This is a genomic window from Streptomyces abyssomicinicus (assembly GCF_008974245.1).
Taxonomy (GTDB): Bacteria; Actinomycetota; Actinomycetes; order Streptomycetales; family Streptomycetaceae; genus Streptomyces; species Streptomyces abyssomicinicus.
Window position 1 is genome coordinate 290,006 of record NZ_BBZI01000005.1, and the last position, 24,529, is coordinate 314,534.

Annotated in this window: 17 protein-coding genes; 2 read left to right on the plus strand and 15 right to left on the minus strand. The window is 74.2% G+C overall.

Annotated features, from left to right (window positions below; all coding sequences use genetic code 11):
* The first annotated feature begins 561 nt into the window (after window positions 1-561).
* Window positions 562-2,487 (plus strand): 1-deoxy-D-xylulose-5-phosphate synthase, encoded by a 1,926-nt coding sequence (dxs, locus tag GBN72_RS01245; RefSeq protein ID WP_151769736.1) that lies wholly within the window; start codon window positions 562-564, stop codon window positions 2,485-2,487.
* A gap of 199 nt (window positions 2,488-2,686) precedes the next feature.
* Window positions 2,687-4,192 (plus strand): amino acid permease, encoded by a 1,506-nt coding sequence (locus GBN72_RS01250; protein ID WP_151769737.1) that lies wholly within the window; start codon window positions 2,687-2,689, stop codon window positions 4,190-4,192.
* 147 nt (window positions 4,193-4,339) lie between these two features.
* Here GBN72_RS01250 and GBN72_RS01255 read toward each other — a convergent pair whose 3' ends face one another.
* The 15 genes from GBN72_RS01255 to GBN72_RS01325 all read right to left on the minus strand — a co-directional run bounded on the left by GBN72_RS01255 (window position 4,340) and on the right by GBN72_RS01325 (window position 24,525).
* Window positions 4,340-4,711 carry a PIN domain-containing protein gene (locus tag GBN72_RS01255; protein WP_151769738.1) on the minus strand — a complete coding sequence of 124 codons (372 nt, stop codon included), beginning with the start codon at window positions 4,709-4,711 and terminating at the stop codon, window positions 4,340-4,342.
* A gap of 135 nt (window positions 4,712-4,846) precedes the next feature.
* Window positions 4,847-6,976 (minus strand): 3-hydroxyacyl-CoA dehydrogenase NAD-binding domain-containing protein, encoded by a 2,130-nt coding sequence (locus GBN72_RS01260; RefSeq protein ID WP_151769739.1) that lies wholly within the window; start codon window positions 6,974-6,976, stop codon window positions 4,847-4,849.
* Window positions 6,973-8,190, minus strand: a complete 1,218-nt coding sequence (locus tag GBN72_RS01265; RefSeq protein ID WP_151769740.1) for a thiolase family protein — start codon at window positions 8,188-8,190, stop codon at window positions 6,973-6,975. The genes GBN72_RS01260 and GBN72_RS01265 overlap by 4 nt, the downstream gene beginning before the upstream one ends.
* Before the next feature lie 289 nt (window positions 8,191-8,479).
* Window positions 8,480-9,400, minus strand: a complete 921-nt coding sequence (locus GBN72_RS01270) for a peptidoglycan-binding protein (protein WP_151769741.1) — start codon at window positions 9,398-9,400, stop codon at window positions 8,480-8,482.
* Window positions 9,400-10,962, minus strand: a complete 1,563-nt coding sequence (locus GBN72_RS01275; protein ID WP_246212199.1) for a DUF6519 domain-containing protein — start codon at window positions 10,960-10,962, stop codon at window positions 9,400-9,402. The genes GBN72_RS01270 and GBN72_RS01275 overlap by 1 nt, the downstream gene beginning before the upstream one ends.
* Before the next feature lie 111 nt (window positions 10,963-11,073).
* A complete protein-coding gene (locus GBN72_RS01280; protein WP_151769742.1) occupies window positions 11,074-13,302 on the minus strand; it encodes a hypothetical protein in 2,229 nt (742 codons plus the stop codon).
* A complete protein-coding gene (locus GBN72_RS01285) occupies window positions 13,302-17,150 on the minus strand; it encodes a putative baseplate assembly protein (RefSeq protein WP_151769743.1) in 3,849 nt (1,282 codons plus the stop codon). The genes GBN72_RS01280 and GBN72_RS01285 overlap by 1 nt, the downstream gene beginning before the upstream one ends.
* Window positions 17,147-20,287 carry a putative baseplate assembly protein gene (locus GBN72_RS01290; protein WP_151769744.1) on the minus strand — a complete coding sequence of 1,047 codons (3,141 nt, stop codon included), beginning with the start codon at window positions 20,285-20,287 and terminating at the stop codon, window positions 17,147-17,149. The genes GBN72_RS01285 and GBN72_RS01290 overlap by 4 nt, the downstream gene beginning before the upstream one ends.
* The gene (locus GBN72_RS01295; protein ID WP_151769745.1) at window positions 20,284-20,688 is read right to left on the minus strand and encodes a GPW/gp25 family protein; all 405 of its coding nucleotides are present in this window, start codon (window positions 20,686-20,688) and stop codon (window positions 20,284-20,286) included. Before GBN72_RS01295 ends, GBN72_RS01290 begins: the two co-directional genes overlap by 4 nt.
* On the minus strand, window positions 20,685-21,020 hold the full coding sequence (locus tag GBN72_RS01300; protein ID WP_151769746.1) for a hypothetical protein: 336 nt from the start codon (window positions 21,018-21,020) through the stop codon (window positions 20,685-20,687). The genes GBN72_RS01295 and GBN72_RS01300 overlap by 4 nt, the downstream gene beginning before the upstream one ends.
* A 23-nt stretch (window positions 21,021-21,043) precedes the next feature.
* Complete coding sequence (locus GBN72_RS01305; protein ID WP_151769747.1) at window positions 21,044-21,571, minus strand: phage baseplate assembly protein V; 528 nt, start codon at window positions 21,569-21,571, stop codon at window positions 21,044-21,046.
* Between the two features lie 56 nt (window positions 21,572-21,627).
* A complete protein-coding gene (locus GBN72_RS01310) occupies window positions 21,628-22,767 on the minus strand; it encodes a hypothetical protein (protein ID WP_151769748.1) in 1,140 nt (379 codons plus the stop codon).
* Window positions 22,768-22,772: 5 nt separating this feature from the next.
* Window positions 22,773-23,135, minus strand: coding sequence for a LysM peptidoglycan-binding domain-containing protein (locus tag GBN72_RS01315; RefSeq protein ID WP_151769749.1), 363 nt, complete (start codon window positions 23,133-23,135; stop codon window positions 22,773-22,775).
* An 11-nt stretch (window positions 23,136-23,146) separates the two neighbouring features.
* Window positions 23,147-23,833, minus strand: a complete 687-nt coding sequence (locus GBN72_RS01320) for a hypothetical protein (protein ID WP_151769750.1) — start codon at window positions 23,831-23,833, stop codon at window positions 23,147-23,149.
* Window positions 23,830-24,525 (minus strand): hypothetical protein, encoded by a 696-nt coding sequence (locus GBN72_RS01325; RefSeq protein WP_151769751.1) that lies wholly within the window; start codon window positions 24,523-24,525, stop codon window positions 23,830-23,832. The genes GBN72_RS01320 and GBN72_RS01325 overlap by 4 nt, the downstream gene beginning before the upstream one ends.
* Window positions 24,526-24,529 lie beyond the last annotated feature (4 nt).

Below are 24,529 nucleotides of genomic sequence, written 5' to 3' on the forward strand. Positions count from 1 at the left end.
CGGCGGTCGGTTGTCGGGCTCTGGCTCTCGGCTTCCGGCCCTGGCCCAGGCTTCGGCTGCGGGCTCCGGCCCTGGCTGCGGGCTCGGGTCCTGGCTTCGGCGGTCGGTTGTCGGGCTCCGGCGCTCGGCTTCCGGCTCCGGGCTCCGGCCTTGGCTTTTGGTCTCGGGCCTCGGTTCCGGCTCCGGCTGCGGGCTCCGGCCCTGGCTTTTGGCTTTGGCCTCCGGCCCTGGCTGTCGGCTCCGGGCTGTGGACCCGGCTGTCGGCCTTCGGCTCCGGGCTACGGACCCGGCTCCGGCCTTGACCAGGCCCTCCGGCCCGGCCTTCGGCTCCGGGGTTCGGCCGGCTCCGGCCCCGGCTTCGGCCAGGGCTTCGGCCCCGGTTCCCGGCCCGGCTCTCCCGGGTGGCGGAACCACCCGAACGGGTGTACCACCAGGGAACCGCTCCCCCCGCCCGGACGTTCAGACACCGGGACGCACAGGGCCGTCCTGCGGGACGCGGAGCGGAACATTAGACTCGACAGGCCCTGCAACGCTCAACAGCTCTACTGCAAGGAGGCACGGGTGCCGCTGCTGACCCGCATCAGGGGACCGCGCGATCTGGACCGGCTCACCCCGGCGCAGCTTGACCAGCTGGCGGAGGAGATCCGGACCTTCCTCGTCGACGCCGTCTCCAAGACCGGCGGCCACCTCGGCCCCAACCTCGGCGTGGTGGAGCTCACCATCGCTCTGCACCGGGTGTTCGAGTCGCCGCAGGACAAGATCCTCTGGGACACCGGTCACCAGTCCTACGTGCACAAGCTGCTCACCGGCCGGCAGGACTTCTCGAAGCTGAAGATGAAGGGCGGCCTCTCCGGCTACCCCTCACAGGCCGAGTCCGAGCACGACGTCATCGAGAACTCGCACGCCTCGACGGTCCTCGGCTGGGCGGACGGCCTCGCCAAGGCCAACGAGGTCCTGAAGAAGGACGACCACGTGGTCGCCGTCATCGGCGACGGAGCCCTCACCGGCGGCATGGCCTGGGAGGCGCTCAACAACATCGCGGCCGCCAAGGACCGCCCGCTGGTGATCGTGGTGAACGACAACGAGCGTTCCTACGCCCCCACCATCGGCGGCCTCGCCAACCACCTGGCCACCCTGCGCACCACCGACGGCTACGAGCGCTTCCTCGCCCGTACCAAGGAGGTCCTGGAGCGGACCCCGGTGGTCGGCCGCCCCCTCTATGACACGCTGCACGGCGCGAAGAAGGGCCTCAAGGACTTCATCGCGCCGCAGGGCATGTTCGAGGACCTGGGCCTGAAGTACGTCGGCCCGATCGACGGCCACGACATCGAGGCCCTGGAGTCCGCGCTCTCGCGCGCCAAGCGGTTCAACGGCCCGGTCATCGTGCACTGCCTCACCGAGAAGGGCCGCGGCTACCGCCCGGCGCTGGAGGACGAGGCGGACCGCTTCCACGCGGTCGGCAAGATCCACCCGGACACCGGCCTGCCGGTCGCCACCGCCGGCGCCGACTGGACCTCCGTCTTCGGCGACGAGATGGTCAAGCTCGGCGAGGAGCGCGCCGACATCGTCGCCATCACCGCCGCGATGCTCCAGCCGGTCGGCCTCGACCGGTTCGCCAAGGTCTTCCCCGAGCGCGTCTTCGACGTCGGCATCGCCGAGCAGCACGGCGCGGTCTCCGCGGCCGGTCTCGCCACCGGCGGCCTGCACCCCGTCTTCGCGGTCTACGCGACCTTCCTCAACCGCGCCTTCGACCAGGTCCTGATGGACGTCGCCCTGCACAAGTGCGGAGTGACCTTCGTCCTGGACCGGGCCGGCGTCACCGGCACCGACGGCGCCTCCCACAACGGCATGTGGGACATGTCGATCCTCCAGGTCGTCCCCGGCCTCCGGCTCGCCGCCCCGCGCGACGCGGAGCAGGTGCGCGCCCAGCTCCGGGAGGCCGTCGAGGTCGACGACGCGCCCACCGTGGTCCGCTTCTCCAAGGGCGCCGTCGGGCCCGCCGTGCCGGCCGTGGGCCGCGTCGGCGGGATGGACGTCCTCCGCGAGGCCGGCACCGAGCAGCCCGACGTGCTGCTGGTGTCGGTGGGCGCGCTCGCCCCGATGTGCCTGGAGATCGCCTCCCTGCTGGAGAAGCAGGGCATCTCCACCACCGTCGTCGACCCGCGCTGGGTCAAGCCGGTGGACGAGCAGATGGCGCCGCTGGCGGCCCGGCACCGGGTCGTCGTCACCGTCGAGGACAACTCCCGGGCCGGCGGCGTCGGCTCGGCGGTCTCCCAGGCGCTGCGCGACGCGGGCGTGGACGTCCCGCTGCGCGACTTCGGCATCCCGCCGCAGTTCCTGGACCACGCCTCCCGCGCCGAGGTCCTCGCCGAGATCGGGCTCACCGCCCCGGACATCGCCCGCCAGGTCACCGGACTGGTCTCCCGGATCGACGGCCGCGACGGCTTCGAGTCCGCCCCGGCCAAGGCGGGCTCCCGCCGGAGCTGACCCCTCCCACCAGGACCCGGCGGGCGCTTCCCGCCGGGTCCTGGCATCTCCCGGCCGGTTCCGCAGAGCGACTGGGCCGGTTCCGTCACGGCGTTCGCTCGTCCCGGTGACCGGACGGGCCCGGCCGTCTGACGCACCACTGCCGGGGAAAGCGGATAACACCCTCTCGACCGTGTCGGGGACCCAAGGGAGGAAATCCGTGAGCAGCAGGAGCGTCTTCAGGACGAAGAAGGTCGAGCACTCGCTCGACAGCGCCGAGCAGTCGGAACACCGGCTGAGGAAGACGCTCTCCGCCCTCGACCTGACCGTCTTCGGTGTCGGCGTGGTCATCGGCACCGGCATCTTCGTCCTCACCGGGCAGGTCGCCAAGGAGAACGCCGGCCCCTCGGTGGCGATCGCCTTCGCCGTGGCCGGGGTCGTCTGCGCCCTGGCAGCCCTGTGCTACGCGGAGTTCGCCTCCACCGTCCCGGTCGCGGGGTCGGCCTACACCTTCTCCTACACCTCCCTGGGCGAGCTGCCCGCCTGGATCATCGGCTGGGACCTGGTCCTGGAGTTCGCGCTCGGCACGGCCGTGGTCGCGGTCGGCTGGTCCGGGTACATCCGCTCGCTGCTCGAGAACATCGGCTGGACGCTGCCGGAGGTGCTCTCCGGGCGGGACGGCACGACGGGCTTCGGCTTCGACCTCCTCGCCGCGGTGCTGGTGCTGCTGCTCACCGTCGTCCTGGTCGTGGGCATGAAGCTCTCCGCCCGGATCACCTCGGTGGTCGTCGCGATCAAGGTGGGCGTGGTGCTGCTGGTGATCGTCGCCGGGGCCTTCCTGGTGAAGGCCGAGAACTACAAGCCCTTCATCCCCGCCTCGGTCCCCCAGGAGGCGGGCGGCGGCCTGCACGCGCCGCTGATCCAGCTGATCTTCGGGTTCGCCCCGTCCAACTTCGGCGTCCTCGGCATCTTCACCGCCGCGTCGGTGGTCTTCTTCGCGTTCATCGGCTTCGACGTGGTCGCCACCGCCGCCGAGGAGACCCGCAACCCCCAGCGCGACATGCCGCGGGGCATCCTGGGCTCCCTGGCCATCTGCACCGCCCTCTACGTGCTGGTGTCCATCGTGGTCACCGGCATGCAGCACTACACCCGGCTGTCCGTCGACGCCCCGCTCGCCGAGGCGTTCAAGGCCACCGGGCACCCCTTCTTCGCCGGCGTGATCAGCTTCGGCGCGGCGGTCGGACTCATCACCGTCTGCATGATCCTGCTGCTCGGCCAGACCCGGGTCTTCTTCGCGATGAGCCGCGACGGGCTGCTGCCGCGCTTCTTCTCCCACGTCCACCCCCGCTTCAAGACCCCCTACCGCCCGACCATCCTGCTCGGCGTGATCATCGCGGTCGTGGCCGGCTTCACGCGGCTGGCGGAGCTCGCGGAGCTGGTCAACATCGGCACGCTCTTCGCCTTCGTGGTCGTCGCGCTCAGCGTGATCATCCTGCGGCGGACGCGGCCGGATCTGCCGCGGGCGTTCCGGACGCCGTGGGTGCCGGTGCTGCCCGTCGTGTCGGTGCTGGCGTCGTTGTGGCTGATGCTCAACCTGCCGGCGGAGACGTGGATCCGCTTCGCCGTGTGGATGGCGCTCGGTGTCGTCGTCTACTTCGCCTACGGCCACCGCCGCAGCCTCCTCGCCCCCGGCCGCACCCCCACCCCCGACACCACCCCCCACTGACCCCGCTCCGCCCGGCCGCCGCGCAGCCCGAGCAGGTGGGGGTGTCCCCGGACGGAGTCTGGGGGAGTACCCCCACCGCCCTTGGCGGCACGCTCGCCCGCAGAGGGGGAAGGGCACGGTTCGGCCCCGCCGGAGCGGGCGGGGGTGTCAGGGATGGGCGGTGCGGGGGCCCGTGACGTCGGCGCCGAGGGCGGTGACACGGCGGCGCAGTTCGCGGTCGGCGGTGACGACCAGGCACGGCCGGGCGGGCCGCGCCGCGGCGACCAGGTCCACGACGCGGTCGTCCCCGCTCCCGTCGGCGGATTCGACCCGCACCCCGGGGACGGACTCCACCCCGCGCGCCGCGCCCTCCACCACCAGAACGATCTCCACCGCGGGGGCGACCTGCGGCAGCCCCTCCGCGGCCAGCCGGTCCCGCAGCCGCTCCGCCGCCCCGCGCCGGTCCCGCCACCAGCCGTCGGGGACGGAGCCGACCACGTTGGCCGCGTCGACGATCACCAGGAGAGGGGCCGAGGTCACACGCCCAGGCTCTCACGCGCCGCCCGGCCCCGGAACGCCGAACGGGCCCGGGACGTCCACCAGGACGCCCGGACCCGTCGCGCAGGGTTCGGAGGGAACCGCCCGGCCGGAAACCTCCGGCCGGAACCGCCGGCGTTACGCCGGGACCGACGCCACGCCCGGCGCCAGGAACCGCTTGCCGTTGACGCGCTCGGCGACGCCCTCACGGTCCAGGTACGGCGTGATGCCGCCCAGGTGGAAGGGCCAGCCCGCACCGGTGATCAGGCACAGGTCGATGTCCTGGGCCTCGGCGACGACGCCCTCGTCGAGCATCAGGCCGATCTCCTGGGCGACCGCGCCCAGCACCCGCTCGCGGACCTGCTCCTCGGTCAGCACGGCGTCGCCCTGCTGCAGGAGTGCGGCGACCTCGGGGTCCAGCTCCGGCTTGCCGGAGTCGTAGACGTAGAAGCCGCGCTTGCCGGCCTCGACGACGCGCTTGAGGTTGGCGGAGACGGTGAAGCGGTCCGGGAACGCGCGGTGGAGCGTCTCGGAGACGTGCAGGCCGATCGCCGGGCCGACCAGCTCCAGCAGCACCAGCGGGGACATCGGCAGGCCCAGCGGCTCGACCGCCTTCTCCGCCACGGCCACCGGGGTGCCCTCGTCGATCACGTTCTGCACCTCGCCCATGAAGCGGGTGAGGATGCGGTTGACGACGAACGCCGGGGCGTCCTTCACCAGCACCGCGGTCTTCCTCAGCTTGCGGGCGACGGCGAACGCCGTGGCCAGCGAGGCGTCGTCGGTCCGCTCGCCGCGGACGATCTCCAGCAGCGGCAGGACGGCGACCGGGTTGAAGAAGTGGAAGCCGACGACCCGCTCGGGGTTCTTCAGCTTCGACGCCATCTCGGTGATCGACAGCGAGGAGGTGTTGGTGGCGAGGATCGCGTGGGCCGGGGCGACGGCCTCGACCTCGGCGAACACCTGCTGCTTGACGCCCATCTCCTCGAAGACGGCCTCGATGACGAAGTCCGCGTCCGAGAAGCCCTCGGCCTTGTCCAGGACACCGGTGACCAGCGCCTTGAGGCGGTTGGCCTTGTCCTGGTTGATGCGGCCCTTGCCGAGCAGCTTGTCGATCTCGGAGTGGACGTAGCCCACACCCTTGTCGATCCGCGCCTGGTCGATGTCGGTCAGCACGACCGGCACCTCGAGGCGGCGCAGGAACAGCAGCGCCAGCTGCGAGGCCATCAGGCCGGCGCCGACGACGCCCACCTTGGTGACCGGGCGGGCCAGCGACTTGTCCGGCGCGCCGGCCGGGCGCTTGGCGCGCTTCTGCACCAGGTTGAAGGCGTACAGACCCGAGCGCAGCTCGTCGCCCATGATGAGGTCCGCGAGGGCCTCGTCCTCGGCGTCGTAACCGGCCTGCAGGTCGCCGTTCCTGGCGTCGTCGATGATCTGCAGCGCGCGGTAGGCGGCCGGGGCCGCGCCGTGCACCTTGGAGTCGGCGATGAACCGGCCGCGCTCGACGGCCTTGTCCCAGCCCTCGCCGCGGTCGATCTCCGGGCGGTCGACGACGATCTCGCCCTTGAGGACGGCGGCCGTCCACACCAGGGACTGCTCGAGGAAGTCGGCGCCCTCGAACAGGGCGTCGGCGATGCCGAGCTCGAAGACCTGCTTGCCCTTGAGCTGGCGGTTCTGGCTGAGCGAGTTCTCGATGATCACCGAGACGGCCTTGTCGGCGCCGATCAGGTTCGGCAGCAGGGTGCAGCCGCCCCAGCCGGGGACCAGGCCGAGGAAGACCTCGGGGAGGGAGAACGCGGGCAGCGCGGCCGAGACCGTGCGGTACCGGCAGTGCAGGCCGACCTCGACGCCGCCGCCCATGGCCGCGCCGTTGTAGTACGCGAAGGTCGGGACGGCGAGCGTCGCCAGACGCTTGAAGACGTCGTGGCCGCCCTTGCCGATCGCCACCGCGTGGTCGCGGTCCTTCAGCGCCTCGACGCCCTTGAGGTCGGCGCCGACGGCGAAGATGAACGGCTTGCCGGTGACGCCGACGCCGACGATCTCGCCGGCCGCGGCCTCACGCTCGACCTGGTCGATCGCGGCGTCCAGCTTGGCCAGCGACTGCGGGCCGAAGGTGTTCGGCTTGGTGTGGTCGAAGCCGTTGTCCAGGGTGATCAGGGCGAAACGGCCAGCACCCAGGGGGAGGTCGAAGTGGCGTACGTGCGCCTCGGTGACGACCTCGTCGGGGAAGAGCGCGGCGGCGCCCTTCAGAAGCTCGGCGACGTTGCTCACTTGTCCCCCTCGAAGTTCGGGTTCTCCCAGATGACCGTGGCGCCCATGCCGAGGCCGACGCACATCGTCGTCAGGCCGTAGCGGACGTGCGGCTGGTCCTCGAACTGGCGGGCCAGCTGCGTCATCAGACGCACGCCGGAGGAGGCCAGCGGGTGGCCGTAGGCGATGGCGCCGCCGTACTGGTTGACGCGGGCGTCGTCGTCGGCGATGCCGTAGTGCTCGAGGAAGGCGAGGACCTGGACGGCGAACGCCTCGTTGATCTCGAACAGGCCGATGTCGGAGATGGACAGGCCGGCCTTGGCCAGCGCCTTCTCGGTGGCCGGGATCGGGCCGTAGCCCATGACCTCGGGCTCCACGCCGGCGAAGGCGTAGGAGACCAAGCGCATCTTGACCGGCAGACCGTTCTCGGTGGCGAACTCCTCGGAGGCGAGGAGGGCCGCGGTGGCGCCGTCGTTCAGGCCGGCGGCGTTGCCCGCGGTGACGCGGCCGTGGACGCGGAACGGCGTCTTGAGGCCGGCCAGGTTCTCCAGGGTGGTGCCCGGGCGCATCGGCTCGTCGGCGGTGACCAGGCCGAAGCCGGTCTCGCCGGCGTCCGCGTTGGTGCGGCGGACGGAGATCGGGACCAGGTCCTGCTGGATCTTGCCGTTCGCGTACGCCTTGGCGGCCTTCTCCTGGGAGGCGACGGCGTACTTGTCCGCGCGCTCCTTGGTGATCGCCGGGTAGCGGTCGTGCAGGTTCTCGGCGGTCATGCCCATGAACAGGGCGGACTCGTCGACCAGCTTCTCGCTGACGAGACGCGGGTTGGGGTCCACGCCCTCGCCCATGGGGTGGCGGCCCATGTGCTCCACGCCGCCGGCGATGACGGCGTCGTAGGCGCCGAAGGCGATGGAACCGGCGGTGGTGGTCACCGCGGTCATCGCGCCCGCGCACATGCGGTCGATGGAGTAGCCCGGGACGGACTGCGGCAGACCCGCCAGGACGCCCGCCGTGCGGCCCAGGGTCAGGCCCTGGTCACCGATCTGGGTGGTCGCGGCGATGGCGACCTCGTCGATCTTCGCCGGGTCGAGGCCCGGGTTGCGGCGCAGCAGCTCCCGGATCGACTTGACCACGAGATCGTCGGCGCGGGTCTCGTGGTAGATGCCCTTCGGGCCCGCCTTGCCGAACGGGGTGCGGACGCCGTCGACGAAGACGACGTCCCTGACGGTACGAGGCACGATGGCTCTCCTCCAGGGATGCGGTACGGCACTGCTGCGCGAGCGGGCCCGTCGAAGTCTGAGCGCCCGCTCACCCGTCATGCTACTTGCGAGTAACCATAGTGCCCACCCCCGCGGTGCCAAGCGGCGAAGGTCACACCCTAACGAGGGGCTCCGCTCCGCCCGGGTGACCCGCCCCGGTCCGTCCCCCGCCGGTCCGTCCCCCGCCGGTGCGTCCCGCCCCGGGCCCGGCAGGACCGGAGCAGGCGGGAGGGAGGCGAAGGGAGGGGGACGGACCGGGGGCCCGGGATCACTTCACGTCGGGCACCTTCAGCCGGTCCCAGCTGGTTCTGCCGGGCGTGCCGTCCGCGTCCGTGCCGCTGAAGCCCAGCTTCCGCTGCCAGGCCGCGTAGGAGCGGCGGTCGGCCTCGGTCCACTCGGGACCGGGCCCCTGCTGGTAGCGGCCGCAGCCCTCGGCCACCAGCCGGCGGCCCATCGCGGTGATCACCGGAGACCTGCGCCCCGCGCGGAAGAACGCCGGGCCGGGGAACGGCTCGTACGAGGGCTTCGGCGCGGGCTTCGCCGGGGGCTTGGGCGCGGGCTTCGCCGGCGGTTCGGGCGAGGGGTCCGCGTCGCCGCCGTCCTTCAGCCGGCCGGCTATCCGCCCCCGCATGCCGTCCATGGTGAAGCCGCGCGGGTCCACCTTGCCGGGCTGCCACTCCTTGTGGCCGATGACCGACCGCTCGCTCCACCCGTGGTACCGGCAGATCGCGGCGGCGACCTTCTCGATCGCCTCCTTCTGCGCCTCGGGCCAGGGGTCCTTGCCGTCGCCGAGGTTGACGCACTCGAAGCCGTAGAAGTGCCGGTTGCCGTCGGTGTCGGCCTCGTTGTCGGCCGGCAGCGGTCTCTCGTCGACGACGGCGGCCAGCACATGGCGGTCGCCCAGCCCCGCGTGGTTGGCGCGGCCGTTGCCGACCAGGTGGACGTGGCCCTTCTTGTCGACGACACCGTGGCACAGCGGCCCGGGCAGGCCGGAGTAGCCGTTGTAGCAGATGTTCACGGACGCCTCGGTGCCCGAGGTGACCGTGTGGTGGATCATGACGCCGTTGACCGGGCCCCAGGGGCCCTTGGCGTTGCGGTGGTGCGTGCGCCAGCTGCGCACCTCGTGCACCGTCAGGCCCTCGGCGCGCAGGATCTCCACCATCCTGGACGCGCTCAGCGGCTGTGCCATCACCGGTCCCCTTCCGTCGTGGCCCCGGACTCCTCCGCGGCCTGTGATCCGTCCTGCGCGGAGGCGGACTCGGCGGCGAGCTCCTCCCGGCGCGCACGTGCCTCCGCGGCGAGCGCCGCCCCGTCCGCCGCGGGCACGAGGCCGGCCAGCGGCCCGAAGGCGTTGCGCAGGTCGACGGCCTCGCCCTCGCCCTTCACCAGGGCCAGCGGGGCGAAGTGGCGGGCGATCCCGGCGGGCCCCCGCAGCAGCGGGCGGCGCGAGGCGTCGGCCGGCCACTCGACGCCGCCGGTGGCGGTGCGGGCCGCGACGGTCCAGTGGTCTCCGGTGCGGTAGACGCCGCCCTTCGCGAAGTACACCTCCACGCCGTCCTCCAGGGGCAGCCACTCACCCTCCTCGACGCGGACCGCCCCGTCGCACAGGGCCGCCGTGCGGCCCTTTCGGCGCGGACCCCCGTGCTGGTCCCAGCGCCGCAGGAACGGATGGAGGCCGGGCAGGCGCCCCACGCACCCGTCCGGTTCGGCGGACAGCCTCACCCGGCGGCCCGGCAGGTCGAGCTCCTCCACCCGCAGCAGCGGGAGCGGTTCGAGGCGGGAGGCGTAGGCGGTGTCGACGACCTCGACGTGGTCGCCGACGTCGAGGTCGAGCTTGTCGTCGAAGCCGAGCGAGGCCAGCCGCACCCAGCAGCCGTCGAACTCGTCGACCGCGAGCACCACCGACCCGTTCTCCCGCGACCACTTGAAGGTGGCCTCACCGGCCTCGCCGCCCGCGTGCACCTCCACCCGGTACAGCTGGTTCTCCGCCCCGCGGTATCGGGCGTCCGGCGGCACCAGGCACGGGTCCTCGTCGGCGTGGCCGGGCCGCTCGCCGCGGGCCGCGAGCCGGGCCGAGGGAGCCGCCTGCCGCTCGGCCCACCGGTCGAAGGCGGCGCGGACGGCCTCCTTCGTCGGCTCGGCCTCCCCGAGACCGAGCTCGCCCAGCGACAGCGGCAGGACCTGCCACACGACCTTGACCCGGGCGGCCGTGTCCGGCATCGCCGCCCCGAGCGCGACCTCGCGCAGCGCCGGGTCCTCGGCCGCCGTCACCGCGCGCTCCCACACCCTCAGGTACGCCAGGAACGGCGCCTGCGCGGGGGAGGGCAGCCGGTCGCCGGGCTTCTCCGGGTCGCGGAACCCGTCGGGCTGGTCCCAATAGGTCCAGTGCGCGGGCGGCCGCGGCGGCCCCCCGGCGCCCTCCTCCCCGGCGCGGTCCTCCTCGGGCACGGGCGTGCCGGGCGCCGGCGGGGTGGCGTCGCACAGGATGCCGTCCACGTAGTAGCGGCCGCCGTGGATGTACAGGGTGTCGAGGTCGTGGCGTCCGCCCACGTATTCGATGCGGAAGCCGGTCGCGCCGGCCGGTCCGCCGTGCGGTCCGATCAGGTCCGCGGCCAGGGCCCGGGTCAGGTGGAGCTGGATGGCGGCCTGCTCGTTGAGGTCGGCGTCGAGCTGGACGCGGCCCTGCTGGGCGAGGACCGCGGAGTAGTGCCGCTCCGGTCGGAACGTGGAACGGGAGAGGTCGGCGTGCATGAGGAAGGTCCCCCTGGTCGGGAAGGTGCGTGCGGGTTCGGTGGCTCGTGCGGCCCGGAGGCCGGCTCGGGTGCCGGACGCGGGGCCGGCTCGGTGTCACGGGGCGGCGGCTCAGGTCACGAAGAAGACCCCGGCGTCCGTGCCCGCGGGCGTGTACTCCGCGAGCCGTGCCCGCAGGCCGTCCTCGCGCTGCGGCCGGTACAGGTCGTGGAAGGCGCCCATCTCCGCGCCGTCGTCCGCGCCCCGCCGGATCTCCTCGGCGCACGCGTCGGCGAGGAGCCCGTACCCGGGCGTCCCGTAACGCTCCGAGGCGAACAGCGGCCGCACCCGGCCCGCCTGTTCCCGACCGGCCAGGTCGGGCTGGCAGCGGTGGCGGCGCGGGGTGCGGGAACCGGGCGGCACGTAGGTGTACCGCAGGCTTCCGACACCGCGCCGGGCCACGTGCAGCCGCCCGGTGAACACCGAGTTCTCGGCGATCCGCACGGCGTGGGTACGGACCTCCCCGATGACGGTGGTGCGGTGCAGGTGCAGCACCGCGTGGGCGTGCCGGCAGTCCGGCGCCGACAGCGCCTGGCGGTCGTGGCCGGTGGCGTCGAGGACGCTGTCCCGCAGGTGGATGTCCAGGGGGTCCTCGCTCACCTCCTCGCCGATGACCTCGATGGTGCCGAGGACGCTGTGCTCGACCCGGAGGCACGCGGTGGTGCGTTCCAGGACGACGCTGGGCTCCTCGGGGGAGTGCGGTGAGCAGCCGGGCTCCAGCGACCAGCCGGGCACCAGCGTGCAGTGGCGCACCACGACCGAGCCCACGGGGCCGGTGACGTTGATGCCGCGCCCGGCGACCAGCAGCCCGTCGAGGACGACGCGCGGACGCTCGTGCGGGGCGCAGCCGTCCCCGACCGCCCGGATGTTGAGGGCGTCCGGCCGGTTGCTGTACCAGTCGAGCAGCCGGATCACCGGCCGGGCGCCCTCGGCCGCCCGGACCTCGAGGCGGTCGCCCGCGTCGAGGTCGAAGTCCAGCTGCTCCTGGTGGGCACCGCTGTGGGTGATCTCGACGATGCCGGCGGGTCCGCTCCGGCCGGCCCGGCGGTCGTCCTGCCAGGCCCGGTAGGCGTCCATGATCCGGTGGTACGGCTGCCCCGGCCCCACCCGGTAGACCCGCGCGTCCGGCCGCGGCTCCCGGTCCGGGCGGTCGTACTCCCCGCCGCCCAGGTCCGCGGCGGCCGCGTGACGGTAGTCCACCCACACGCCCTGCCGGGGCGCCGAGCGTGACCCGAAGGCGATCCGGCCCAGCTCCGGGTCGACGGCGACCTGCCCCCGCCCGGGCCGGTAGCGCCAGCCGGACAGGTCGGCGACCACGATGTCGCGGAGCGGCACCGGCCGGTCGTCGCCGTCCCGCCGGACCACCAGGCTCTTGCCGGGGCCGTACAGGTCGGCGAGCCGGTCGTGGAGCAGGCGGCGGGTCACGAACGCGGGCATCTCGTCGGCGGCCGCGGCGGAGGCCGCCTGGCCCGGGCGGGGCCGGGAGCCGGGGAGGCCGGGCGACGGCTCCGCGAAGGGCCGGGTGACCAGCGGGGTGTCGTTGCCGAGGATCGAGAAGGTGTACAGGTTGCGGGCCCGGTCGACGCAGTACGCCGGGGAACGCGTGAGCGAGTGGGCCTTGAGCCGCCAGACGAAGAGCGCCAGCCCGGCCGGGGTCCAGCCGCCCTGCCGGTACCGGGAACCGGCGCGGCGGACGTCCACCGTGCGGGCCGCCGTGCCGAAGGGGCCGCCAATGACGGCGAGCGCGGAGCCGTCGCGCAGGTCGGCCAGCCGGCCGCGCCCGGCCCGCGGGGAGCGGTGCGCGTCCGTGGCGCCGTACAGCCGCACGGGCTGGGTGTGGGCGACCTGCCGGGACAGCTCGACGGCCCGGGCGGGCCAGCCGGTGACCCGCTCGGAGACCTCCTCCAGCAGGCGGAGGGTGCCCTTGCGGCGGCGGTCGGCCACGGTGGCGGCCACGTCGGCGCGCGGGGCGACGGCCTCCGCCAGGGCGGCGCGCCCGCCCTCGTGCAGGCCGGCCGTGAGCACGCGTTCGTACCCGGGCAGGGTGCGGTGGCCGACCAGGTCGCCGAGGTACGGCAGCACCCAGGGCGCGGCCGTCTCCACGAACAGGTCCTCGTACCCCTGCCGCACGCCGTCGCCGACCAGGTCGAGCTGCTCGGCGATCACCGCGAGCAGCGCGCGCAGCGGCCCGCCCTCCTCGGCGTCGCGCAGCAGGTGCAGGCGGGGCAGCAGCGCGGCGAGCGCGTCGGGCCCCGCGGGGGCGGACGTCTCGAACGGGGCGTCCGCCGGGTGAGCGGCCATCACTTGACCTCCGTGAGGATCAGGGTGTCCGCGGCCCGCCGTGACAGGAGCGCGAACTGGGCGGGGCGGACACCGCGGAAGACCAGCACCGACCGGCCCTTCGGCAGCCGCCGGGTGTCGGTGATGTCCGGGTTCAGACGCAGGAGTTCGGCGAGCGGGACCTGGTGCGCGGCGCAGATCTGCGACAGCGTCTCGCCGTCGGCGGCGCGGACCGTGTGGGTCCTCTCCTCGTACGCCGCCGGGCGCGCCGCGACCGACGACCGGGGCGGCCCCGGGTCGGTGAGGATCCGGGTGATCTCCTCGGGCGTGGCGGACGCGGGGACGCCGGTGAAGACGTCGACGTCCACGTGGTCGACGCCGGGCACGGTGTGCGCGGTGGCCAGGACCTCCGAGAGGCGGGCGGGCCGCGCCAGCTCCCGGCCCACGTATCCCAGCCGGCGCAGCAGGGCCTCGCGCAGCCGCGGCTCCACGACCTCCCACGTGTGGCCGGGGGAGACCTTCACCTTGGCGGCGACGAGCAGCAGCACCAGTTCCCGCGGGTCCACCCGGACGGGCAGGTGCGCGTCCCCGTACGCGGTCAGCGCGCCGCGCAGCGCCTCGAGCGCGGGGGAGCCCCCGTCGACCGGCACGTCGTCGGTGCCGGCGACCGTCACGTGCAGGACGCGCCGCTGTCCGTCGAAGAGTTCGCGCGCCGCGGCCCGGCCGATGCCGGCCCGGGAGCGGGCGAAGTCCTCGTAGTCGGACGCCGAGACCAGGCGGTCCAGGGCGGAGACGGCGAGCGGGACCGTGCGGCGGGTCAGGCCGGGCCCGTCCGCGTCCGTGCCGCCCCGCGCGGGACGCGGGTTGGTCACCTGGGTGACCCCGAGCGGACGGGTGAGCGGCTGGGCGATCCGGCCGGCGGCGACGTTGCCCGCGCTGCCGGTGCCGAAGCGGTAGCGGGCGCGGACGTTCTCGTGGCCGTCGGGCAGCCGGGCGCCGTTGACGCCGTCGCCGAAGGTCACCGTGGTCCGGCCGTCGGCCGTGGTGCCGACGACGTACACCCGCTCGCCCGGGCCGCGTCCGGCGAGGCTGTCCGCCTCGTGCCAGAGGATGCCGTCGACCCGGATCTCCAGGACCGGGGCGGCGCCGAGCGGGTCGTCGGCGGCGAGCCAGGTGAGCGGCGACTGCCAGAGCGCGAACGTCTGGCCGACGCGGCCGGAGTCGCCGCTGCCGACGGCCTCCTCGCGGCTCTCCCCGTGGGTGGCCTCCACCACGTTGCCGAGGATCCTGACGGTCTCGCGGCGGTAGCGGTGGGCGAGGTCCGCCGTCAGGGTGAGCCGGGTGTGCACGTGGTCGCCGGGCAGCCGCGGGTCGACGGCCGGGTCAGCGGCGGCGATCGTCACCACCTCGGTGGCCTCGACGCCGGCCGTCCCCGGGACGTCGCTGCGCTCACCGGTCACCAGCAGCGTCCGCCCCGGCCGCAACCCGTCGTACAGCTCCGCGAGTTCGATCTCGTTGCCGTGGACGTCCTGACCGAGCGGTTCGCCGGCCGGGCGCAGCGGCTCGCCGGCCGCGTGCACGGTGGTGTCGCGGATGTGCGAGAGCAGCACGTCGAACTCGTCCAGCCACGGGTCGGCGAGGGTGATCTCGGTGCCGCGTCCGGTGATGCCGTAATTGCCGTACACCGCTTCGCGGACGGCGACGGCCCGGGTGGCGACGAAGGCGAGCCCGGCGTCGCCCGGGACGCCGTTCGGTGCGCCCTTGGCGGGACGCCGGACGACGACCCAGCTGCCGGGCGTGATCGCGCCGTGCACCGCGTCGAGCTGGAGGACGCGGCGGTCGAGGGGCTCGGGCCGTCCGGCGATCACCACCTCCACGTGCGGCTCGGGCGGGACGGCCGTGTACCTGAGGCTGACCTCGTACTCGCCGTGCGTGATCTGTTCGGCCGCGCCGGGACGCAGGGCGATCTGCTCCGTGGTGCCGTTGCCGAGGACGACGTGGACCAGGCCCTCGGCGTCCGGCTGGGACACGAAGACGGTGCGTTCGGGCAGACCCGAGTGGAAGTGCGCCGTGACGCCGGGTTCCTGGGAGTCGACGGGGCGGCTGTTGAGCCAGGTGAGGCCGCGGTCCGGGGCGGAACGCACGGACAGCTCGACGCGGCCGGCGCCGAGCGGGAACCCCACCGGCTGGGGCGTGGGCAGGTTCTCGGCGCGCTGGTCCGAACTGCCGCCCTCGATGTACTGGAACTCGGCGCGGACCGGCGTCCGGCCCGACGCGTCGAGGACGACCCGCAGGCTCGCCAGCACCGCGCCGGTGAGCGGCCAGTCGGCGGTGCGGATGACCCGGCCGCGATGGTCCTGGACCGGCTTCGGCGGAGCCGTGGCGCCGAAGGGCGCCGCCGTGACCCGCAGGGCGAGGAGCTCGCGCAGCGGTCGCGGGGGCGCGGGGACGGCCGGTGCGGCCCGGCGCCAGGCCGGGTAGAGGCCGCCGAGGCCGGGGTCGAGGGCGGAGAGCAGACGCGCGGTGTCGCTTCCCGGGCGGCGGCCGGTGCCGCCGGACCGGGCGGGCGCGGCGTCACCGCGCAGCGCGGGCAGGACCGAACCCAGGGCCCGCAGGGCCGCGGCGCGGGCGTCCACGCCGCCGCCCGCGGGGCGGGCCGGCCCGCCGCCGTCGGGCGGCGCCGGGACGGGCTGCGCCGGAGCCAGCTCCAGCGCGCGTTCGGCGAGTTCGGCGAGCACCGCCTCCAGCTGCTCGAACCAGGCCGCCACCTCCTCGTACGGCCCGGCCAGCACCTGAGCCTCGCCGAGCCGGGCGACCGGCTCCGCGAGCCGGGCCGCGAGCCGCTCCGGGGTCCGGACGCCGTCGAGGTCGGCCCGCAGCGGGGCGAGGACCTGGTCCTCGACGTCCTCGACCAGCCGGCTGACCGGGCGCGGGTTGGGCACCTCGGGCGTCGGCGGCTCGTCGCCGGGCTCCCCGGGCACGGAGGGCGCGGCGGTCCAGCGCCGTACCTCCTCGACGAGCTCCCGCAGGGTCGGCATGGCCGAGCGCGGCAGGGAGATCGCCGTGATCCCGTCCTCCCGGTCCACCCGCGTACCGGCGACCGGCAGCAGCCTGCGGACGCCACCCGCCCGTTCGCCGAAGACGAAGAGCAACGGCTCGCCGGGGCGCAGGGAGTGCGCGGTGCCCTCGACGAAGATCCGCGAGCGCCGCTCCAGGTCCTCGGGCGTGATGAGGGACGGACGGCGGCGGCGGACGAGCAGCTCGTTCCAGTCCCAGCGGGCGGTGAGGTCACGGCCGGTCTCGAAGGTCAGCGCCTGCTCGTCGGCCGAGGCGGGCACGCTGTGGCTGCGGGCGCCGCGCGGGATCAGCACGGGCAGCGCCTCGGCGCGCCGGTCGCGTTCCAGCGTGTACGCCAGGTGGGCGGCGGCCGCCACACCGGGCCGCGGGCGGTGTCCGACCAGACGGCCGAGCAGCACCAGGGAGCGGTGCTCGCGCGCGGTCCGGAGGTACGCCTCGTCGGCGATGCGCTCGGAGTGGAAGGTGAGCAGGTCGCCGAGGACGGCCGTCGCGTCGAGCAGCCCGATGGCCGGGTCGTCCGGCGTACGCACGGTCAGGCGCCTCAGCGCCGGGTACGCGGGCGAGGCGAGGCGGTCGAGCAGGGCGGCGAGGAAGGATCCGTACACGCCGACGCGGTAGTCCAGCGCGGTGCGGCCGGGCGGGTTGTGCACCGGGCGCGGCGCGAGCCGCTCGTCGTGGCCGCCGCTGCCGCAGGCGCCGCCGCAGCCGCAGCCGTGGGCCCCGTCGGTCGCGGAGCCGCCGGTCGCGGAGCCGCCGGTCGTGGAGCCGTCGGTCGTGGGGTCGTGCGTCATCGGGCGCCTCCCAGGGAAATCGCCAGCCGGCCGTTCTCCGGCCGGTCCGGGTCGTTGTCACAGGTGGCGATCTCCAACGGACCGAGGCGCAGCAGGCCGTCCTCCCGCTCGCCCCGGTCCGGCTCGGACAGGCGCCGCAGCCGGTCGACGCGCACGCTCTCCACGCCGGGCACGGCGGCCGCCACGGCGACCAGGCGGCTGAGCCGCACCGGGGTGCCGAAGGTCAGCGCGTCCGGGTGGAAGAAGCCCCCCGCGCCGGTGCCGAGGGCGCGGTACAGGTCGGCGAGGACCTGCCCGTGCTGGTGGCCGGGCCCGGCGCAGACGGCCAGCGCGACGTCCAGCGCCACCCGCCGCGCCGCGCCCACCACCAGATCGTGGCCGACGAGGCGGTACGGCTCCAGGGCCTGGGCGACCGAGGTGAGCAGGGCGTCGGACGGGACGCCGGAACCGAAGGCGTCGACCGCGACGTGCGCCTCCCGCACACTGCCGGTCCAGCGCAGCTCCGCCGCGGCCCGCTGGACGCCGGGCAGGGCCGAGGCGAGCGCCGCGTAGTCCTCGGCGGTGACCGCCCGCAGCCGGGTCCGGCGCAGGTCCAGCGGAGCCAGCCGGCGCACCTGCTCGACCGGTTCGGGCTCCGTCCCGCCGACGGCGGGCAGCGGATTGCGCACCGCGGTGACCGGCGGGGGCTCGCAGCCGGACGGGACGACGAGGTGACCGATCGCCTCCGCGCCCACGTTCCCGGCCGCGCCGCCGCCGAGGCGGTACCGCGCCGCCAGCCCGGTGCCCGGAACCGGCCTCGCGCCGTGCCGTCCGTCGCCGAAACGCAGCGCGAGACGGCCGTCGTCCTCCAGCTCGCCGACGAACCGCCGGTCGCGCGGGCCGCTGTCCAGCAGGTCCCGTCGCGGCTCCCAGGCCGGGCCGTCGCCCCGGTCGCCGTCCTCCTGGTGGAGACGGACGGCGGGCAGGGCGCGGCGCGGGTCCTGGACCAGCGCCGCCGTCGCCCCACCGCGCAGCACCGGCTCGCCGGGGTGCAGGCCCTCGGCGTAGGCGGGACCCCAGCTGTGGGCGATCTCCCAGGCGATGCCGCCGTCCAGGACGGTCCCCGCCCGGGCCCGCGCCGTCAGGACGTCGATCCTGCGGAGCCTGGCGTCCAGCAACTCGTCGACGCGGAAGAGCAGTTCCCGCAGCGCGGGGACGGGGTGGCGGTGCAGGCCGCTCCGCTCGACGGCCTTCCGGCCGAAGACCAGGGACAGTTCGGCGATCTCCTCCGGCGACAGCCCGTCCCGGTCGCGGGCGCTGCGCCACAGGTCGGTGAGGCGCTGCCGGACGCGCCCGGGGATCGTGGCGATCCGCTCGGCCTGCCCGGCGGCGACCACGCGGGGATCCGGGTACGGCACCGCCTGCACCACGGGGGCGCGGCCCAGCACGGGCCGGAACCGGGGCCGGATCCCGGGGTACACCGACTGGGCCAGCAGGGTGCGCAGCGCGTCCGCCTGGGCGTCCGCGCCGCCCGGCACGACGCGCTCGTCGGGCCGGCCGGCGCGCTCGAGGCCGAGCCCGGCCCGGTCGACCGCCGCCCGGCCGAGGACGCCGGACAGCGCCCGCACGTCGTCGGGGTGGAGCGGCTCGCCGCCCTCGGCCTTGTCCGTGAGGGAGCCGACGAGCCGGGCGGGCGCGTTGCCTTCCCGGCGGTCCGCGCAGCCAAGGGCCGCGGAAGGGCCGCAGGGCGCCACCACGGCGGGCACCTGCGGGACGGTGAAGGTCTCGGGCAGCCCGTGGAGGGTGCGGCCGTGGTCGACTAGGACGACGTTGCCGCGGGCGACGGTGACGTCCTCGACGGGCAGGCAGTCGCGGCCGCCGCGGGTGGTGAGGCGGAGCGGGAAGGGCAGCGCGTCCCCGGCGGCCCAGGTGACCTCCAGCACCGGCTGGTCCTCGACGCGGTCGACGGCCGGGGTGACGGAGGTGAGGCGGACGGCCCGGCGGTGGCCCGGGTCGGCGTCACCGGGCGTGCCGGTGCGCGGCCCCTTCACCTCCTCCAGGATCAGCACGTCGCCCGGCCGGAGCGCGAGCAGGCGCTCACGGCAGGTCTCCCGGTCCACCCACTCGTCCCGCAGGGTGGCCGAGGTGGCCCCCCGCGGCAGCGCGCACACCTCGCCGCCCCAGGTCCACAGGCGGATCGTGTTGTGCGCGACGCGCAGCTCGAGCGGGTCGCCGGCGACGACCGGCTCGAAGACCTCCACCGCGCCGTGCTCGTCCAGGTCGCCGAGGCCCGACTCGTCGACCACCGTGCCCGGCGCGGGCCGCTCGTGCGGGTCGAGGGCGCGGACGTCGACGGAGGCGAAGCGGTAGGAGCCCGGGGCGAGCGTGCGGTCGCCGGCGGTCCCGACGGTGACGTAGGCGCGGGCCGTGCAGCCGTCGTGCATCGCGTAGTCGATCAGCCGGGCGTGGCGTCGCACCGAGACGCGGCGGCGCGCGGTGTCGAGGTAGGCCTCGGTGGCCACCGCGTCCTGCTGGTAGCTGATCCGGTCGCCGGTGTACGCCAGCAGCTCGACCAGGGTCATGCCGAGATCGGCGGGGTTGCGCTCCACCCAGTCGGGGGTGGTGAGCGCCAGCCGGTCGAGGAGCAGCTTGCGGATGCTGTCGTGGTCGCGGGCCGTGTAGTCGATGACGGGCGCGGCCGGGAACGCCGGCTCCTCCGGCGCGCGCTCCCCGCGGTCCTCCCCGCGGTCGAAGGGGCTCGGGCAGTCGGGCCGGAAGACGAAGGAGGCGCTGTGGTAGCGCTGGTCGAAGCCGCGGAACGGCTCGGTGCCGGGCCGGCCGTACGGGTCGGTCTCGACCAGGGAGAGCCGGTAGCGGGAGGTGTCGCCGGCCTGGTCCAGGGTGACGTACAGCCGGTCGTCCAGTTCCGGGTCCCGCTCCCGTTCGACGCTGACGTCCACGGCGGTGAGGCCGGTGACGCGGCGCCCGCCGTCGATGCGGACGTTCTCGGCGCCCAGGCCGTGCGGTGCCTTGCCGAGGAAGGTGACGGTGAGCAGCAGTCCGTCGTCGCTCACCTCGACGAAGTCGACCCCGTTGAGCTGCGCGGCGCGGACCCTGGCCCGGCGGGGGGCGGTCCTGCCGCCGGTCGTGCCCGTCATGCCGTGGTCCTCCCTTCGAAGACGTCGTCGCGCCGGGTGCCGTCGGCGCGCACCACGTACGACAGGTGGACGCGGACTACGTGCTCCTCGACGGCCACGTCGAGACGCTCGACGTCGACGAGGTCGCCGAGCCAGCGCCGCAGCGCGGCCTGCACGGAGAGTTCGACGGTGCTGACCAGTTCCGGAGCGGTCGGGGCGAAGACCAGGTCGAGCAGCCCGCAGCCGAAGTCGGGGCGCATCACGCGCTCCCCGGGGCTGGTGAACAGCACCTGCTCGACGAGGTCGTGGACGTGCTCCCCGTGGCCCGCGTGCGCGGTGCGGCCCCGGCCGTCGGGGCGGAACGGGAACGCGACGTCGCCGCGCGGGCGTTGCCCGGGGCGGGCGTGGGTGTACGGGCTCACCGGACCACGACCCCTCGCCGCGCGGACCGGACGACGGGCGGCCCCTGGGACAGGAAGGCGGCGCTCAGGCACTCGGCCGCGGAGGTGTCGAGCAGCACGGGCTCGCCGTCCACCGTGACGCCGCCGCCGTGCGCGGTCCAGCGGACGCTCACGCAGGGCGAGGGCACGCCGTCGACGGTGTGCGGGCAGCCGGTGACGAGGTAGCCGTGCGCGGCCGTGGCGACGACGGCACCGGCGACGCGGACGCCGCCGGAGGGTGTGGCGGCGGGCGTGACCCGGCCGCCGTGCGGACAGCCGATCACGGCGTCGGCGGCTAGCAGACTCCCGGACATGGTGTGTGATCCCCCGTGTTCCTTCATCGCTGGTTGAGGACGGTCAACTGGCCCTCGTTGATGGTTACTTCGTTGCCGCGCAGCGAGATCTCCGCGCCGGCGCCGGTCGAGATGACCACCGCGCCCTCGGTGATGCGGATGTACGCGCCGTCCCTGGCCCGCAGGAGGATCCCCTCCTCGGCCCCGGCCCCGTCGTTCATGACGATCTTGTGCGCACCCGGCGTCTGCACGACGACGGGCTTCCCGGCGGCGGCGGCCACGCGTGCGTCGGGCGGGAGTTCGTCCGCGCTGCCGTACCAGCACCCCGTCCACACCGGGTAGCTGGGATCGCCCTGCTCGAACTCCACCCACACGCCCGCGCCCTCCTGCGGCACCGCGAAGTGCCCGGCCCGCGTCCCCGTGAACGGCAGGCAGGGCAGCGCCCACGTCGACGGCTCGCTGCCGAGGACGTCGGGGACCTCGACGGTGATGCGGCCGATGCGCAGCGGGTCGTCGTTGCTGACCACCCGGCCGCGGAACTTGCCGAGGTAGCGATTGCTGGGTGCCGCCATGGAAGCTGCTCTCCTGATGGGTGGGTCGGTGCGGGATGATCGTTGGTGGGCGCGCTCTACGGCCGGACGACGTCGCTGCGCGCCTCCAGTCCCTCGCGGGAGAGCGTGAAGTTCTGCTGGTACGAACCGGGGCGCAGGTTGTGCGTGACGGACTTGACGAAGTAGTCGCCGTCGTACGCCCGTCCCGAGCCGCGCACGCCGACGAGCTGGCGGGGCTGGAGGATGTAGCCGTACCGGAGGACGTCGAGCGAGCCGGAACCGGAGACGACGTCGGCGGAGATCGCGGCGCGGGCGAGGAGCGCGGCCTCCGCCTGCCCGCGCTGGTGCTTGGCGGTGCCGGTGAGCGTCCTGCGCCGGAGGGCCGGGGTGGGCCGCTTGCCGAGCGGCGGGCGCAGCGGGTCGATGGACGGCTGGGGGAGCGGTGTCGACTGCCGGGTCACCGGATCCTGCCAGCGCGCCTGGGGCTCCTCGCGCGCGGTGCCGTCGTAGGCGAAGGTCAGCTGGTCGACGGTGGAGTTGGCGTCCAGATTGACGCTGAGAGCGTGCTGGCGTTCGCCGCCGCGGTTCTCCGGCCCCCACCGTGCGGAGGACTCGCCCACACCGGGGCCGGGCTCCAGGTAGAAGGTGTAGCCGTTGGCGCGGGCCAGCTCGGTGACGTACTGGAGGTCGGTCTGCGTCTGGTAGTGCACCCGGGTGTCCTGGTGCGGGGGCTGGGGGATCTGCTCGTCGTACACGTCGGGCCGGATGCCGTAGTCGGAGTACCGGCGCAGGATCTCCAGAACGCGCCGGGAGGGCGGGAGATTCGGGTACGGCACGGCGCGCTCCTCCAGGTCCATCAGGAGGGTGAGGTCCTCACCGGTGACGGTGAGGGTGGAGTGCCCGGGCCGGTTGCTCGCGCCGACCTCGTGCCGGACGACCAGCCCGTCGAACAGCACGGCGGCGGTGCCCCGGACGCTCACGGTGACGACGAGCCGGGTCTTGGGGTCGAAGTACCCCTCGGGCAGGAGCCGCCGGGTGACGAGCCCGTTCTTGGTGAGGTCGAAGGCGAGCTGGAAGCCGCTGCGTTCGCCCGCGGTCGCGGTGATCTGGGCGGACAGCAGGGCCTCGGCCACCTCGGCGGGGACCGGCCGGACGAGCCGCGGCCCCATGAGCAGCTTGATGTGGACGGGACCTTCCCGCACGGGCAGGTCGAACACGCCGGTCACCTCCTGCCGCCGGGGAACCCGCCGCCGGGCGGGATGCCGATGACGCGCCCCGCCTCGTCGGTGAGCTCCCGCGGGTCGAGCACGGGGTTGGCGTCCGCGATCTGCCACCACTGACCGGGGTCGCCGAAGTAGTGCTGCGCGAGCAGGTCGGGCCGCTCGCCGGCGGCGACGGTGTGGGGGTGGACCTCGTCCCCGTCCGGGAGCGGGGGCAGCAACCGGCGCTTGGCGTACCGGACCTCCGTCCCGTCGGGCAGGCGGTGGATACCGATCTCGGCGTCGTGGTACCGGCTGGCGCGCGGGTACGGGTGCGCGCCGGGGATCGCGTCCAGGGCGCTCTCGTACGGCTGGATCTCGGCCATGGTTCCTCTCCTCAGCCTCTACCGGTCGCGGTGCTGACCCCGGCGAACCCGAGCCGGGCGACGCTGCCGCCGCGCGCGGCCGCGGCGAGGCGCTCCTTCTGCGCGAGGTGCGCCATGTACAGGTCGGCGCCCCTGTGGCCGGCGGGCAGGTCGCTGACGGTGAGGATCTTCATCCCGATGCTGAGCGAGGCCCGGATCGGGTTCAGGTTCACGTCGAACGCCGACTCGTTGACGGACAGCTCGGTGAGCCGCACGGGCATGACCCGCTTGCTGCCCCAGGTGAAGAGGGTCAGCGGCATCTCGATCGGCGTGATCTCGATGGCACCCTGCTTCGACAGCTCGCTCGCCGCCCTGAGCTGGGCCGTCGTCGGCTGCACCAGCATCTCCAGCGCCGCCAGCTGCGGGTGGATCCCGTCCGGCGCGGCGACCTCCAACTGGTCCGTCGCGTCGATCTCGGCGGTGAACTTCCAGGTCTCCTGCGCGGGCCCCTTGAGCCGCAACGCCTCGTTCCGGTCCCCGCTCCCGGCACCCCCGCCACCGGCGTCCCCGCCGTCCCCGGCGGACTGGGGGGAGACGCTGCGCTCCAGGGTGTCCGGGTTGAACTGCAGCACGATGATCTGCTGCGGGGTACCGGTGCCGGGGTCGAGGACGGCGATGCCGGAGCGGATGGGCTTGGGAATGTCGGCGTAGCGGGTCACAGGCGTTCCTCGAGTCGGGTCCGCAGTTGTGTGTAGTCGTGCGCGGGAAAGAGATCCGGGAAGACCTGGAGCATTGTGGTGAGGAAGCGCGCCGTCACCTCGAACCGGTCGTCCGTCAGGGAGACGTCGGCGAACAGGTACTGCCAGCCGAGCGTTCCCTTGGTGATCCGCAGCGCGTCGAGATATCCACAGAGATCGACATCCAACTTGTACAAGCCGCGCGCTGTGTCGCTGAACCAGACCTCCGGGTTGTGTGAAGCTCCTGGTCGAATGCGCAGAGAGGTGACCATCCCCGCGCCTGACACGCTGGTGACGTCGATATCCCGGAGTTCTGAGATGAAGGGCCGTTCCTCCGGCGAGGCCAGGGGGTAGCGGTCGATCGGAGCGGTGTCACGAATCGCCTGCAGGAGGGGGATGACATAGAAGTCGCCACCGAAGAGGGGATCCTCGTCCTCGTCGGTCATCCCGGCGCCCCAACTGGCGCCCATGCCCGCAAAACGCAGATAGCACCTCTGCAAGGAAGGGTCGAGGACCACGCCGTCGTGCTCGGCGAGCGTTCCGAAGGCGGTGTCCGCGTCTGGTGGCTCCCCCTTCGCGAACTCCAGTGTCTCCATCTCCAGTTCGACGTCAGGAGAGTTACGCAGTTCCTCAAATGTGTCGAGCCAGGCACGCTCGGCAGGTGTGGGCTCCATTGTT